Source organism: Pediococcus siamensis (genome assembly GCF_047220215.1).
Classification (GTDB): Bacteria; Bacillota; Bacilli; order Lactobacillales; family Lactobacillaceae; genus Pediococcus; species Pediococcus siamensis.
The window spans coordinates 715,668-729,767 of record NZ_CP178375.1 but is presented as its reverse complement, the minus strand read 5'-3'; the positions used below and the strand labels follow the sequence as shown (position 1 = coordinate 729,767).

The 14,100-nt window shown below is 40.0% G+C and carries 17 protein-coding genes and 1 other annotated feature; all 17 genes read right to left on the bottom strand.

All coding sequences use genetic code 11. The features are described from left to right. Positions 1-59: 59 nt before the first annotated feature. Positions 60-689, bottom strand: a complete 630-nt coding sequence (locus tag ACLJJ6_RS03500; RefSeq protein ID WP_412990057.1) for a TIGR01906 family membrane protein — start codon at positions 687-689, stop codon at positions 60-62. Positions 690-692: 3 nt separating this feature from the next. Then, a complete protein-coding gene (locus ACLJJ6_RS03495; protein WP_412990056.1) occupies positions 693-1,463 on the bottom strand; it encodes a TIGR01457 family HAD-type hydrolase in 771 nt (256 codons plus the stop codon). Between the two features lie 10 nt (positions 1,464-1,473). Beyond that, the gene (locus ACLJJ6_RS03490) at positions 1,474-2,067 is read right to left on the bottom strand and encodes a YutD family protein (protein ID WP_412990055.1); all 594 of its coding nucleotides are present in this window, start codon (positions 2,065-2,067) and stop codon (positions 1,474-1,476) included. A gap of 21 nt (positions 2,068-2,088) precedes the next feature. Continuing rightward, positions 2,089-2,697 (bottom strand): metallophosphoesterase, encoded by a 609-nt coding sequence (locus tag ACLJJ6_RS03485; protein ID WP_412990054.1) that lies wholly within the window; start codon positions 2,695-2,697, stop codon positions 2,089-2,091. Positions 2,698-2,816: 119 nt separating this feature from the next. After that, positions 2,817-4,193: an amino acid permease gene (locus ACLJJ6_RS03480; RefSeq protein ID WP_412990053.1), complete on the bottom strand. Its 1,377-nt coding sequence runs from the start codon at positions 4,191-4,193 to the stop codon at positions 2,817-2,819. Positions 4,194-4,281: 88 nt separating this feature from the next. Then, positions 4,282-5,295, bottom strand: a complete 1,014-nt coding sequence (locus tag ACLJJ6_RS03475) for a class I SAM-dependent methyltransferase (protein WP_412990052.1) — start codon at positions 5,293-5,295, stop codon at positions 4,282-4,284. Positions 5,296-5,353: 58 nt separating this feature from the next. Then, positions 5,354-5,668, bottom strand: coding sequence for a hypothetical protein (locus ACLJJ6_RS03470; RefSeq protein WP_412990051.1), 315 nt, complete (start codon positions 5,666-5,668; stop codon positions 5,354-5,356). Beyond that, positions 5,643-6,053: a competence type IV pilus minor pilin ComGF gene (locus ACLJJ6_RS03465; protein WP_412990050.1), complete on the bottom strand. Its 411-nt coding sequence runs from the start codon at positions 6,051-6,053 to the stop codon at positions 5,643-5,645. Before ACLJJ6_RS03465 ends, ACLJJ6_RS03470 begins: the two co-directional genes overlap by 26 nt. Continuing rightward, positions 6,046-6,339 carry a hypothetical protein gene (locus tag ACLJJ6_RS03460; RefSeq protein ID WP_412990049.1) on the bottom strand — a complete coding sequence of 98 codons (294 nt, stop codon included), beginning with the start codon at positions 6,337-6,339 and terminating at the stop codon, positions 6,046-6,048. Before ACLJJ6_RS03460 ends, ACLJJ6_RS03465 begins: the two co-directional genes overlap by 8 nt. Continuing rightward, on the bottom strand, positions 6,323-6,757 hold the full coding sequence (gene comGD, locus ACLJJ6_RS03455) for a competence type IV pilus minor pilin ComGD (protein WP_412990048.1): 435 nt from the start codon (positions 6,755-6,757) through the stop codon (positions 6,323-6,325). Before comGD ends, ACLJJ6_RS03460 begins: the two co-directional genes overlap by 17 nt. A 7-nt stretch (positions 6,758-6,764) precedes the next feature. Further along, the gene (gene comGC, locus ACLJJ6_RS03450) at positions 6,765-7,073 is read right to left on the bottom strand and encodes a competence type IV pilus major pilin ComGC (protein WP_412990047.1); all 309 of its coding nucleotides are present in this window, start codon (positions 7,071-7,073) and stop codon (positions 6,765-6,767) included. Further along, the gene (gene comGB / locus ACLJJ6_RS03445) at positions 7,070-8,122 is read right to left on the bottom strand and encodes a competence type IV pilus assembly protein ComGB (protein ID WP_412990046.1); all 1,053 of its coding nucleotides are present in this window, start codon (positions 8,120-8,122) and stop codon (positions 7,070-7,072) included. The genes comGC and comGB overlap by 4 nt, the downstream gene beginning before the upstream one ends. Further along, entirely contained in the window at positions 8,058-9,044 is a 987-nt protein-coding gene (gene comGA / locus ACLJJ6_RS03440; protein WP_412990045.1) for a competence type IV pilus ATPase ComGA, read from the bottom strand. Before comGA ends, comGB begins: the two co-directional genes overlap by 65 nt. 118 nt (positions 9,045-9,162) lie before the next feature. Next, entirely contained in the window at positions 9,163-9,897 is a 735-nt protein-coding gene (locus tag ACLJJ6_RS03435; RefSeq protein WP_412990044.1) for a YebC/PmpR family DNA-binding transcriptional regulator, read from the bottom strand. A 156-nt stretch (positions 9,898-10,053) separates the two neighbouring features. Next, entirely contained in the window at positions 10,054-11,361 is a 1,308-nt protein-coding gene (locus tag ACLJJ6_RS03430; RefSeq protein WP_412990043.1) for an O-acetylhomoserine aminocarboxypropyltransferase/cysteine synthase family protein, read from the bottom strand. Positions 11,362-11,368: 7 nt separating this feature from the next. Beyond that, positions 11,369-12,553 (bottom strand): trans-sulfuration enzyme family protein, encoded by a 1,185-nt coding sequence (locus ACLJJ6_RS03425; RefSeq protein WP_412990042.1) that lies wholly within the window; start codon positions 12,551-12,553, stop codon positions 11,369-11,371. Positions 12,554-12,604: 51 nt separating this feature from the next. Further along, positions 12,605-12,850: a binding site (T-box leader), on the bottom strand. Positions 12,851-13,073: 223 nt separating this feature from the next. Then, the gene (gene ccpA / locus ACLJJ6_RS03420) at positions 13,074-14,078 is read right to left on the bottom strand and encodes a catabolite control protein A (RefSeq protein ID WP_412990041.1); all 1,005 of its coding nucleotides are present in this window, start codon (positions 14,076-14,078) and stop codon (positions 13,074-13,076) included. Positions 14,079-14,100 lie beyond the last annotated feature (22 nt).

The window sequence follows — 14,100 nt, the reverse complement described above, 5'->3', positions numbered from 1 at the left end:
CATTTAGGATAAAGGGGTGTTTTGTATCTGATTTTACTTAAAAATTGGTATTACGCCACTTACTTGTTACTTCTCAGCTGTTTTCTCCCAATCACTATAAAAAACACGTAATAACATTCTAACAATAAAAAGAAAACCACAAAGCATTGTAGAAAAAACGTTTCTGGCAAAATATTAATAACAGGATCTTTTTGGGGATCAAACATCCAATCATCATTTCTGAACAGCACTTCGTGAAAAGCAACGAAAAACTGATCGAATGAAATGCTCATCATGGCACCTACAAACAATGGTATCACCACTGCAATTTGTAACGGCCTAATCACTTGCCATAGCGTCTTTGTGCGGATCAAATTGCGTACAAAGAAGAAAGTAACTACTCCCGCAATAACGAGAACACCCTCATTTAGCAAAAATAATTTTTTCACATCCGCAAAATGCTGTAATCCAGCTGACGAGCTTGAAAAATTAGTCATGTGTAAAGTGGTTACCCACGGCAAGTTGAGATACTGCAGTAACTCATGATAATTTACCATGATTTGTTTTCTAGTTAAGCCTACCGCTTGTGAAATACCATACCAATCAATGGCCCAGCGATATAAAAAAGTGAGATTAATTACTAAGAAAATGGCCAAGGAAATTCCAAATAAATGAAAACCACACCACTCCCCGAATCGTCGCCATCTCATCAGCTATTTCCATTCATCAAAAGTACGAATGGCATGTGTCGGTTGAATATCCTGATGAGCCACAAATTCTGGTGTAGAAACGCCCGTGTAGACCAACAAGGTATCAATACCAAAATTAATGCCCGCCGAAATATCAGTCATGTAATTGTCCCCAACCATGACAACATCGTTTTTGGGCAAGCCAATCTTCTTAACTGCTTTTTGCATAATTATAGTTTCAGGCTTACCCACGTATGTAGCTCGTTGTTGCGTTGAACGTTCAACCAACCCAATCAGTGAACCTGCACCAGGAACCAAGCCTCGTTCATTGGGTAAATTAGTATCTGCATTTGTTCCAATAAAGGTAGCTCCCCGCTTAATTGCCAGCGTTGCTAACTCAAATTTATGATAAGTTACATCATAATCCAGCCCAACAACTACCCAATCAGGATGTACTTCGTCAAAGGTAAAGTGCTTATTCAAAAGTGCCTGTTTTAGACCTAACTCACCAATGACATAAACTTTTCGTTTGTCGCCAGCAATACCATCCAAGTAATCAGCGGTCGCTAAACCTGCCGTGTACACTTCGTCAGCTGTCACATTGATATTGTGATTTTCGCGCAAATTTTTTGCCACATCTTCGGGCAGCTTGGTTGTATTATTGGTCACAAACAAAAAATCTGTATGTGTTTCTTGTAGACGTTTAATAAAACGAGCTGCAGCCGGAATCTGGTCTCTTCCGCGGTAAATAGTCCCATCTAAATCAATTAAATATCCTTTATAATCTGAAATCATCTCGTCATCCTCATTTTGTTTCTCTAATTGTAAACGAACGCTTACCTCGCTTATGCACTTCAGTAACCTTGTTTTGTCTCTTTTTTACCGAGTTAGGCTTAACGCTGGTAATTTTTTCCTGAGTGTAGGCTTTTTGTTTGACTTTATGAGTGCGCTTTCGCACGTGCTTGGCCTTTGTGGAGGCGTTTTTTCCACGCTCATTAACTGCCCGCGTCTTCATACTACGTTGTTTAGCCGTCTTATTCACATTTAAATTTTTTAAAACGAAATAAGCACATCCGTAATTGCAATACTCAAGCAAATAATCCTCGATGGCGCTTTGCTTTTCCTCAGCTTTAGCATTGCGATCTTGATCGGCATAAAACCCCTTCAATCTTAACTGCTCGTAACCAATGTCACCCACGATAAAGTTATACTTGCTCAATACTGGGCTAAATCGGTCGGCCAGCTGCTCACGGTCAAAGGCATCGCGTACATTACTTACTATTTGGTACTGATGACCATTGATTAATAAATTTTTATCATCCAAAATATCAACCGTATTTATGACCGGTCTTCGATTAGTTTGCGCGTCCGCATTTTCATTATTTTGCCGTTCTGCCATTACAACACCCCATTTCTTTTATCAACCTCGTTTGGCAAAATCAGTCCTTTTACCTTCAATCATTTGTTCAATATCACTTTCTGAAAAAGGTGCTCCAAACGGTATTTTGTAATTTAAATAGTCCTTTTCAGGCGTATCAACACCAACATTAATGTTCTCTTTGATATTGACACTATAATGGTGGATATGTCCATGTAAGTTAATAATTTGTTTAACAATGCCCATCATCATAGGGTAATGCGTCATATACAATTGGCGGTGATTTAATTTGATGATCACCCCAACATCGTGAAATTCAAACTTGGGTTTCCCATTAATAACAAAGTTGCGGTTGGCTAAGTATTTAAACAGGTCACGACTGTCATGGTTCCCCTTAATCAATACTAAGTTGCCATTTAACGCTTTTAGGACCTCAAAAACCGCCTCATTAGAAAGCTTGGCAGGCCGAGTAAAATATAACGCAATGTCACCCAAATGATAAACCGTATCGGTTGGTTTCACACGTGCGTTCCAGTTTTGAACGATCGTTTGATTCATTATTTCAACTGTCGCAAATGGTCTGGGGGCAAAATCATTGTCCCCCAAAAGATCTTTATGAAAGAAATGTGTATCTGCCGTAAAAAATTTCAAACTTATCCCTCATTTTCAATTCACTTCTCTAAGTATATAACACTCTATCCCCTTTTTTACAGAATTCTTTCTTACTCATGGTAAAGAAAAAACCGTGCTTATAAAAAACCCAGCACGGTTTAAGCTTTAGGTGACTTTTTCCTCTTTTGGATTAAGTACACCAGATTCAATATGGCGAACCATAAAAGCGAACCAATTAGCGCAATCAAAGTGTCCATTTTTAAAACTAGAACAATCCCTACAAACCCAAGAAAAACGAGCACCAAGTAATCACTCACAGGATACCAAGGCATTCTGAACTTGCCAGGTACGTGCGCTTGCTTCTTTAAGACCCGACGATATTTGAGGTGGGCTAACACGATTGAACCCCAGATAAACAGGAAACAGGTTGTCGCCACACTCGAAATAAATGTAAAGACTTTTCCCGGAATAAACGCATTCATGACGACTGCCACAGCAATAATCAAAGCCGAGAAAAGAATAGCATTGGCCGGTACTTGAGTTTTTGATAAGTGTCCCAACCTTTTTGCAAGCGGCGATTTACGCCCGTAGTTTAAAGAAAAGAGCATTCTTCCTGTCGTAAATAACGCACTGTTACAAGCCGATGCGGCAGCGGTCAGTACTACAAAATTAATGACAGCTGCTGCACCATTAATACCAATATTTTGAAAAACTTGGACAAACGGACTTGATGACGGAGAAACATACTTCCAAGGAAATATGGCCATTAAAAAGAAAAGTGCCCCGACATAAAAAAGTCCAATCCGCATGGGAATGTCATTGATAGCTTCTGGAATAACCTTTCGAGGATCCTTCGTCTCTGCGGCAGTCATACCAACCATTTCCACACCCACAAATGCAAAAACAACCATTTGAAAAGATAAGACGAAGCCCTTTATGCCCTTAGGAAATAGCCCACCAAACGCAACCAGATTGGTTAAACTAGCATGTCCCACCGACGTTTTATAATGCAAAAGCACCAAAACAATTCCTGTACCGATTAAAGCCAAAATAGCCGTAATTTTAATGATTGAAAACCAAAATTCAGTCTCACCAAACAGCTCTACGGTAATTAAATTCATAATTAGCAAGACGACTAATATGACAAACCCCGGAATCCACTGGGGTAGCTTCGGAAACCAATAGTGCATATAGAGACCAGCTGCCGTAATTTCCGCCATTGCTATGGTTATCCAACAGACCCAATACGTCCACCCGGTAACGAACCCCACTTGTTTGCCTAAGTATTTGGCCACAAAGTTTACAAACGAAGTTGAATTCAAATCGGAAAGCAGCAATTCTCCTAAGGCACGCATCAACCAAAAACACATAACTCCAGTAATTGCATAAGCAAGTAAAATAGAGGGCCCCGCCAAATGAATGGATTGGCCAGCACCCAAAAATAGGCCAGTTCCAATGGTCCCACCAATCGCAATCAGCTGGACGTGTCTGCTTTTTAATCCTCTCGCCAAATTTTCATCTTCGTTTTTACTCATAATTCCTCCATTAAATACAAACATAAGCGATTTTTAAGCCTAATTATATTTAATCATATCTGAATTTAGGAATTAAGTAAAATTTTGATTAGAGATTTTGACGTTTCCACTGACGAATTTCACCTAAATATTTTTGCATTTTGGCCTTTTCTTTGAAAGATGGAAAATCTCCCAACAGCACCTGTGCGGCTTGTTTAGCGCCTTCACCATGATTTTGTAAAATGAGAATCGATTTTTGCAGACTGGCATTCGTAAATAAATCTTTTGGTAGATTTAAAAAGCCCTGCAAATAAATTTTATCTTTGAAATAGCGCAGCAACCCCGCTGCTTGATCTGTCTGAAAAAGATTACTTGGTACTAAGAAAAGTCCGAAGCCACCTGCTTTTAAATGGTTCATTGCCTGTTCAATTAATAAATGATGAACAAACGAATGGCCTTTTTCACTATGTGTGACGTATTTGGTGACGCGAAAATCAATTGGATAGTAGCCAACCGGTAAATCTGATATAGCCGCATCACTGGCATCGATCACCAACTGGTCTAAAGCATCCTGATGATACAAGTCAACATCTAAATGCTGCAATTGCGTCATCACACCTGCCAAGGCCAACATGGAATCATCATTGTCAATTCCAATTCCTGTCACATTACGATCAGGTTGATTTTTTTGAATGTCATTAATAACTGTAGTTAGTAAATTAGCCGTCCCCACAGCTGGATCCAAAATTTTCAGGTCTGTTTCATTTGGTGATAAAACTTGGAGGAGGTACGCAAAAAGCATGCCAATTGTATCTGGCGTCATTTGATGGTTAGCTTGGATATGATCCTTTTGAACTGCTTTTAACGCCGCCAGCTGAAAAACCTGCCGAATAGCATCACTCGGAACTGTTGCTAAATGCATTTCTGCATAGAAATGTTCCAAATTGCGCTTTGTTTTTTCATCAGGAATATTATCTTCCACTTGAACTTCTCCGGCAATCAAGTTGTTGCCAGTTTCAATTAGTGCATCTAAATAAGAAGTGTCTAACACCTCTTGCAAAGTAGTAGTACTTTCATCAACAATCTTAAAAAGTGATTCAATTTCACTTGTATTCGTAATCATTCACCTCATTCAATTAAACTCATCAAATATCTTACCATGAATTCAAATGAATTGGCATTTAAAGCGGTTGGTCACTGAGGGCAAATTTAAAGCTTTTCTTATTATCCAGGGTAACGACAAATTTTTCGGCACTTATTTCAACCTGACCAATATTAGTTATCAGTTTTTGACATGCAGGGTCCTTTTGGCGTTTTAAAATCAAAAGGTTACACAAAATACGTGCGTCATTAGCCTCATTTATCTGTGTTTGCGCTTGACTTGCTGCCTGTTGATTGTGCTCCAATTGCAAAGTAAGTCCACTAAATAGGGTTAAAAATATAAGTGCCGTCAGTAAAACATAGCCGGCTTTATTCTTCGGGTATATAAACCTCATCTTGTTTCACTTCTCCATTACTAAATTCCACTTTCAGGCTTAAAAATGGTTCACTGTAATTAAATTTTACCGATTTGATCTCATCTATTAGCGGCATGTACCCCGGCGAAAATCGTAATTCATCCTGATATTTTTCTAACTTATAGACCTTTTCTTCTTCCAAGCTGGTTAAATAGACAAAACTTTCTTGACTACTTTTAAAGCGAAAACGATGTTTGGGGGATTCCAACTCGCTAATCAACGCCTGCCAGTCTTGCGTATGGCTTTGCAAAGTAAGTGCATCTTTCAAAAAACTGGTCCCCCAACCAATGACCTGAAAAAAAACAACTACTACTCCCAAGGCCACCAAAGTTTCTAATAAAGTAAAACCCGCTTTCTTATTCAAAAGTCATTTTCCTTAAGCTGTGATGATTAGCATCCCTTAAAGTAAACATTGTGGGGGTCAATTCAACACTTTCGTTTCCCAGATCAATCTCCTGGGTTTCCCATTTGTCCAAGCGGCGAGAAGCCTCCAACAAGAGACGACTTCTTCTTGCCGCTTCGTTAATTCGCATAACCGTTTTTTCTCGATTATGCATGCTGCTAACCACAAGGGTTATAGCAAGGACCGCAAAACTAAGCGCAACCAAAGCTTCACTTAATACAAATCCTTCCCTACTCTTTTTTAACATGGTAAACACCCCATCCCAATTGAATCGTTATTCGATAAGTGTGCTGGTCACGATCTGAGTGAAACCCGATTGATTGCGGTTTGACATACCCGTTATTACCAATTTTGACCTCTTGAGAACTAAGCAGATGCAACGTCGGCGGTAACTTTAAAACATAATTTGCTTTGTTCGAAGCCTTTAATGGATTAAAACTAATCTTTTCTTGTGTTTTGTTGAAAGAAATATAGGTGACCGTATTCTCGAAATTAGCGAATTGTTCATATTTCTTCCACTCAGTATCGAAATTCTCCCAGAACTCTTTTTCGCGTTGATAGCTCAAGGCGTTTTTTAAAACGAGATTACCACTTGTTAACAAAAGGCCAACCATCGCTAAAACAATTAGACTTTCTAATAAGGTAAAGCCACTTTTTAGTCGCATAACCCCGTTATTTGACGGCCTTGTCGTCTTTGATTGAAATATGATTTTCCTCTGCTTGTGCCACCTGTTTTTCGGTCAAATACCCGGCTTCTTGCAGTTCTTCCAGTGAAGCGGGAAGTTTTTGATGTTCGTTTTCATAAAGATCCATTTGCGTTTGAACAACTTCCACCATCGCATTTCCATGAATTGATTTAGCATTATTTCTCTGCTGGGAAATGTTCGGCAGGACAATTAAAATAAGTAGTGAAATGATAAATAACACCACGGTCATTTCAATCAAGGTAAAAGCAGCCTTATTTTTACTTCTTTTTTTCATTTATAAACTCCTTCCATTGAGTGATACATTGGTAACAATAAACTCAGATACATAAAGACAATCACTAGCCCAATGATCAAAAAGAGCAGTGGTTGAACTAATCCAATAAGTTTTTCAATTTGTAGAATCAGTTTTTGATATTTGATTTTTGAAAACATCATCAGTTCTTTACCAATTGTGGCCGTCGTATTCCCTTTGTTTAGCAACACATTGAGTTCTCTCGGAATGAATGGATAGCGATTAATAAAAAGATTGGGTCGCTGTCCTTTAATCAGCTGTTCTTCTAATGCACAGCCAATTTGATAAAGAAGTGAAGTGGAAGAAAAACCGCTTAACATTTGACAAATACTTCTGATTCCTAAGCCACTTTCAAGAAGCATTGCCAAGTTTAAAGAAAGATAGTAATGACAATAGTTTTGGTAGATTTTACCAACAACTGGTAAGCGGCAAAAAAATGTTGTCCTGGAAAATGTGCTTTGCTTTGCCAAGTGATGCCACTTTATGCCAACACCACCAATCAGACATATTCCCATCAGGTAAATGCCAATCGTTGTCGGCTTTAAAGTATGGACTTGCGTCAAGGCGTTCCAAGTATTTAGCTCTGGAAAAATGTATAATTTCATTCCTAACATCAGCATAACTAAAAAAACGCCAAGTAACGCCGGATACTCAAGTAATTGAATTAATTTCACATGATGAGTCTGCTTAACATCTAGATATTGTCCCAGCGTGCTCAAGCTGGTTGACAAATCACCGTGCTGTTCAGCAATTAGAATTTGGTAGTAAACATCTTCCTTCAAAAATGGTTTTACCGCTTCAGCAAAGGTACCGCCTCGTGATAGCTGTGCAAGCATTGTGGAAAAAATTGGAGCTTTTTGCGGCATCATGACTTTTAAAAAACTGATTCCTTCTCCCAAACTAAAACCGACCGCCAACAAATCAGCTAATAACTTAAAGAATTTAGCTTGTTCTTTCAGCGAGAACCTATCCTTCCTGGTACTCGGCCAAAGTTTTTTCAGAAATGCGACATTCTTGATACTCTTTTGCAAGATGATCCCCCCAAGTGTGTGTCATTTGTTTTGTTGGTAACGCTTGGAAAGCCTGACGAAGAGCTGTTCCCTGTAAAATGTCAAATAAAGCTGCTACTCCGTGATTTTCCAATGGTATTAATCTTTGATAAGCAATACCACATAAGGCTTGTTGCAGCATTTCATCATCAACGTCAAATTGCTTCAGCCGTTTTAAAACCCCATAAACATTTTGCGCATGCACCGTGCTTAGCACCAAATGACCACTTAACGCTGCCTTAACTGCCACTTGCGCCGTATAGGCATCCCGAATTTCACCAATGATAAACACATCCGGGCGGTGCCGTAGCCCAACCTTTAACAGTTGTTCATAGGTCATCTGCGCGCGCGTATTCACCTGCAGTTGTAAAAAATCTTTCTCAAAGATTTCCACCGGATCTTCAATCGTCATTACTACTCTTTGTTGTGCTAAATAGTGGGCTAATTGATAAATTGACGTTGTTTTCCCCGAACCCATTGGACCAGAGAATAGGAGCAATCCTCGTTTGTGGGTTAACTGAATGAGCTGTTGCCACTGCTTAGGGTCTAAATGCTGTATTTGTTCATCCGCAATGGGATAAATAAAGCGAATAACCATTGACTCGCGCAACAAAAAATCTCCCACTGTGGAGAGCCGCAAATGAGCCTCTTGATTCTTCAAGTGCCAAAAATAGGCTCCGGTTTGGGGACGCCGCTTCTCACTTAAAGCCATGTCTGCTTTAAATTTAAAGAATGCTATTAACTGTTCCCCCACATCTTGGGGAACTTCTTCGATCAAATGACAGCGATTAAACTTCTTGTACATAACCTGGTATTCTTCCAGTTTGGGAAGAATATAAAGATCGGTTGCCCGCCTGGTAATACATAACGACATGAACTTTAAAATATAATCTTCTAATTTCACTAGCTTTTCCTCCCTTCAAAATTAAGATACGTCAAAAAACGGTTTTAAATTATTTTTAGACAATAAAAAAGACAAGTTCCGAGAACTTGTCTTTGATAAGTGTATATTTATAAATAGCCTAGTCTTCTTCAGGCATTTCTGCAGCCTCATAGACCTCCGAAACGTCATCATTGTCTTCCAATTCATCGATCAAGCCTTGATATTGACTATGTTTGGCTTCCGGCACTGGTGTTGTGTTTTCAGGTATCATGGTTAATTCAGCAGTAGCTAACTTGTAGCCCTTTTCTTCCAAACCGTCACGAACTTCTGCAAGGGCTTTGGGGTCAGTGTAAATCTCGAAAGCATCATCAGAAGTTTGAATATCATCAGCCCCAACATCAAGGGCGTCCATCATCATCGTATCTTCGTCAGTATCATTGTCTTCACGTGAAATAACAATATATCCCTTACGATCAAACATGTAAGAAACGGATCCACTTGCACCAAGGGAACCACCATGATGTGTGAAAGCAGAACGAATAGCCGCCGCCGTCCGGTTCTTATTATCAGTCAAGGCTTCAACAATAATTGCTGTACCACCAGGGCCATAACCTTCATACGTAATTTCTTCGTAAGCAGCGCCACCAACACCTGAGCCTTTATCAACAGCACGTTTGATGTTATCCTTTGGCATATTTGCTGCTCGTGCCTTGTCCATCATGAGACGTAACTGAGGGTTTCCAGAAGGGTCAGGACCCCCAGCTTTGACTGCCATATAAATTTCACGCGAAATTCTTTGGAAGATTTTTCCACGCTTAGCATCTTGGGCGTTTTTACGACCTTGGATGTTGTGCCATTTTGAATGTCCTGACATTTCCAAACTCCTCTTTTCTTTAAATGAATTTTTATAGTTGGTAAAACCTTATCTAGTATAGTAAATAACCACCTACTTGACAAGTGTTTCGGCCAGCAAATCTTTATTCAAACAAAAAATAGAAGGGTTAAAAGGAAAAATTAATTCAAAATTGAGTTACTTTTCCGACTCAAAAGCGGCGTCAATTGCTTGGTCGAGATCCGTGATCAAATCATCAACATCCTCTAATCCAATCGAAAGACGTAATACTTGGTCGTTTAGTCCCTGTGACTTTCGAATAGCTTCCGGGATTTCCCGATGGGTAGTTCTTGTCGGATTTACAATCAAAGAACGGGAATCCCCGATATTCGGCAAATATGTAAAAACTTTAACGTGATCAATTAAATTGGCCACATTTTGAAGATTACCTGCTAATTCGAATGACAGAATCGAGCCCACCCCGCGTGGAAAATACTGCTTTACTAGCGGATTGTCAGCTTCAATTCCCGAGTAAAACACGCGCTTAACGTGCGGATTTTGTTTCAGCCAACAGGCAATTTTGGTAGCACTGGCAACTTCACGATCCAACCTTTCTGAAATGGTTTCTAGTCCCAGCAAAATCAGATAAGCATCCACGGGCTCTAAGACAGCTCCCAGCAAACGTAAATACTTCATACGCAGCCGCTTACTAAATGCTTGTGCCCCAAACTTATCCGCAAAATTTGCCTGTGTGGGTAACTCGCCATTGCCTAATATAAATTCTGGTTCCTTAAATTGAGGAAATTTAGGGTTATCCCAGTTGAATTTCCCACTATCCACAACAATACCAGAAACAACGTTGCCGTGCCCATTGATGCCCTTGGTAGAAGAGTAAATCACGACATCCGCACCATGAGCGATCGGCTGCAATAAATATGGTGTGGGAAAGGTATTATCAACAATTAAAGGAATTTGAGCGGCATGGGCAATTTTAGCTAACTGCTCTAAATCAGCAATTTCGGTACTTGGATTAGCAACACTTTCGACATAAATCGCCTTGGTATCATCGCCAATTAAAGCTTTGACTGTTGCTGCATCATTGATGTCATCCACAAAATCGAAATGAATACCGAACTTTGGGAAGAAGGTCCGAAACTCGTCTAAACTCGAGCCATAAATATTTTTCGGTGCAATAATGCGGCCACCGTTTTCCGCGACGTTCAAGATTGTATAGGAAATTGCCGCCATGCCAGACCCAACGGCAACTGCATCCACACCCCCATCTAATTCCGCAATTCGCTTTTCAAAAACACGCACAGTCGGATTCCCATCTCGTGAGTAATCATAACGATTGGCTAATTTTCCAGTTACAATTTGATCGGCCGTCTTGGTATTTTCTAATCCGAAAGCGGCCGTCTGGTAAATGGGCACTGAAGACGCAAAATTATGATCCTTTAAGTTATAACCTGCATGAATTCTCAATGTATTAAATTTTTCTTGTGACATAGCAAACCTACCCTTCATTTTTTTGACTAGCGTGTTCTGCCTTTTGACCGACCGCTTGTTCCAAAGCCTGTTTTACATCTGCAATTAAGTCCTGACTGTCTTCAATACCAACGGCAAGACGAACCAACTGCGGATCAATTCCTGCTTTCAAACGTTCTGCAGGCGGTAATTCCGCATGACTCATTTCATACGGCAACTCGGCCAAACTTTCCACTGCCCCTAAACTGACTGCCAAACGAATTAAACGCAAATGATTTACAAACGCAACGGCATTCACACTTTCTGCCAGCTCAAACGAAAGAACACCACCAAAGCCACGTAATTCCTGCGAGGCAATCAAATAATCTTGTGTACCTTTAATACCCGGATAATAAATTTTAACGATTTCCGGACGATCTTCCAAAAATTTGATGATTTTTTTGGCATTGGCTTCTTGACGATCCATACGTACCGCCAAAGTTTGAATTCCCCGGCGAATTAAATTGGCATTTTCGGGAGACAGAACCCCACCTAAAGCATTTTGAATGAAATAAATTTGTTTTCCCAGTTCTTCACTATTAGTTACAACCAAACCCGCAACCACATCAGAATGACCACCTAAATATTTGGTAGCTGAGTGCACCACGATATCAGCACCTAATTCAAGGGGCTTTTGTAAATAAGGGGTCAAAAAAGTGTTATCGACAATTGTAAGTAATCTGTGCTGATGCGCAATTTTGGCAATTGCCGCCACACTCGTCACATGTAAAAGGGGATTCGTGATCGGTTCGAAGTAGATTGCCTTAGTGCTCGCTCGAATTGCCGGTTCGACCAAATCTGGTTTGGTGGTATCGATAGCGGTAAACGCAATCCCCCGTTCTTTAAAATATTGGTTCAAGATGCGGTAAGTACCACCATAAATTTGTTTGCCAATGATAATGTGATCCCCCGGCTTAAAGATAGCAAACACGGCATGGATCGCGGCCATCCCTGAAGCAAATGCAAAACCATTTTTCCCGTTTTCCAACTCAGCAATCTGCTTTTCTAAAAATTCACGGGTTGGATTCCCCGAACGTTCATAATCCCAATGAACCTTACTCGTCGCGCTGGGGTAAGCATAAGTAGATGAATTATAAATTGGTATGTTAACGGCCCCGGTTTGATTATCTAAAATAGGTATTCCATGAACTAACTGTGTATTAAAACCTGTCATGTTATCTTCCTCCAATCAAAAAACGCATATCTTCATCCATCTATTCCTAGATTTAAGGACGAAAATATGCGCTTCCGCGGTACCACCTTTTTTTGAACAGCTCTCACAAACTGTTCCTCACGGGTACCAATTGATACCCTAACTCTATAACAGGAGTGCCCGTGGCAACCTAACCAGCGGCTCAGTCACCAGAATTCAAAAGTAGACCATCTTCGGCAAGCCTTCATTGTCGGCTTTCATCACCCGCCGACTTTCTTAAAACGCTAACTTACTTACTCATCTATTTTATTCGCTTATTCATTTATTAACCTTCAGTTTAATGTTTTCTACTCAAAAGTCAATGATTTTTTAATTTTTCTCACAGATTACACATTTTATACATTTCATAAATTTTACTCCTCGCTCGCCATAACCACTACCACGCTATTTTTTGTCCAATCGGCCTAACTGAACTAGCAATCACATATGATGCAAACAAAAAAGGCTAAGCAACAATTGCTGTTCCTCGCCTTTCCAAATTTTACTTTTTGGTAGTTTGTCGGCTATCTAGGCCGTACGGTAATGTGATAATTGGTTCCTCAATCTCCTCTTTATTCATTAGTTTCGTCAAGAGGCGCATGGAAACGGCGCCAATATCGTATAGAGGTTGCGTGATCGAGGTTAATTGTGGCCGTACCAATTGCGCAACTTGCGTATCATTGCTAGTGATCAAAGCAAAATCATCCGGTACTTGAACACCTTGATCCGTTAAGCCATTCAAGACCCCTGCGGCCAAACGATCATCGCCAACAAACGCACCCGAAATTTCGGTTCCTTTCAATTGGCTTGCCAATTTGATCCCGGCTTCATAGCTATAATCCGTCTCAAAAATCAGCTTTTCGTCATATTTAATGCCAGCCTGCTTCAAAGCCTGCTTATAACCAGCTAGGCGGTATTTACCATTAATTGGTTCACTCAACGAACCACTGATGAACGCAATTTTTTGATTGCCTTCATTAATTAGCTTTGTCACTGCCTCAGTGGTGGATTTGACATAGTCAATGCTGACAGAAGGCACACTTTGTTGATCATCAACGGATCCTGCGAACACAATTGGTGTGCGTGAATGCGAAAATTCATCACGCAGCTTATCGGTAACCCGGTTGCCCATGAAGATAATCCCATCGACTTGTTTAGCAAGAAGTGTGTTTAAAACTAACATTTCTTTTTGGTCATTCTCATCCGAATTTTCCATAATAATGTTGTACTTGTACATCGAAGCCACATCATCAATTCCCCGAGCTAAAGAAGCAAAATAAGCATTCGTCACATCTGGAATAATTACCCCAATTGTGGTTGATTTTTTACTTGCTAAGCCTCTAGCTACTGCGTTGGGCCGGTAATCTAATTTGTTAATCACATCGTTTACACGTTGTCTGGTGGCTGGTTTTACATTTTGGTTGCCATTCACCACTCGTGAAACAGTAGCCATTGAGACGCCAGCTTCCCGCGCAACATCATAAATCGTTACAGTCTGTTTTTCCATTCTAATTCAAGTCTCCTTTGTG

Excerpts from the sequence above, each read along its gene's own strand:
- ACLJJ6_RS03500 (WP_412990057.1), bottom strand. The coding sequence starts at position 689 with ATGAGATGGCGACGATTCGGGGAGTGGTGTGGTTTTCATTTATTTGGA.
- ACLJJ6_RS03495 (WP_412990056.1), bottom strand. The coding sequence starts at position 1,463 with ATGATTTCAGATTATAAAGGATATTTAATTGATTTAGATGGGACTATT.
- ACLJJ6_RS03490 (WP_412990055.1), bottom strand. The coding sequence starts at position 2,067 with ATGGCAGAACGGCAAAATAATGAAAATGCGGACGCGCAAACTAATCGA.
- ACLJJ6_RS03480 (WP_412990053.1), bottom strand. The coding sequence starts at position 4,193 with ATGAGTAAAAACGAAGATGAAAATTTGGCGAGAGGATTAAAAAGCAGA.
- ACLJJ6_RS03475 (WP_412990052.1), bottom strand. The coding sequence starts at position 5,295 with ATGATTACGAATACAAGTGAAATTGAATCACTTTTTAAGATTGTTGAT.
- ACLJJ6_RS03470 (WP_412990051.1), bottom strand. The coding sequence starts at position 5,668 with ATGAGGTTTATATACCCGAAGAATAAAGCCGGCTATGTTTTACTGACG.
- ACLJJ6_RS03460 (WP_412990049.1), bottom strand. The coding sequence starts at position 6,339 with ATGTTAAAAAAGAGTAGGGAAGGATTTGTATTAAGTGAAGCTTTGGTT.
- comGD (WP_412990048.1), bottom strand. The coding sequence starts at position 6,757 with ATGCGACTAAAAAGTGGCTTTACCTTATTAGAAAGTCTAATTGTTTTA.
- comGC (WP_412990047.1), bottom strand. The coding sequence starts at position 7,073 with ATGAAAAAAAGAAGTAAAAATAAGGCTGCTTTTACCTTGATTGAAATG.
- ACLJJ6_RS03435 (WP_412990044.1), bottom strand. The coding sequence starts at position 9,897 with ATGTCAGGACATTCAAAATGGCACAACATCCAAGGTCGTAAAAACGCC.
- ACLJJ6_RS03430 (WP_412990043.1), bottom strand. The coding sequence starts at position 11,361 with ATGTCACAAGAAAAATTTAATACATTGAGAATTCATGCAGGTTATAAC.
- ACLJJ6_RS03425 (WP_412990042.1), bottom strand. The coding sequence starts at position 12,553 with ATGACAGGTTTTAATACACAGTTAGTTCATGGAATACCTATTTTAGAT.
- ccpA (WP_412990041.1), bottom strand. The coding sequence starts at position 14,078 with ATGGAAAAACAGACTGTAACGATTTATGATGTTGCGCGGGAAGCTGGC.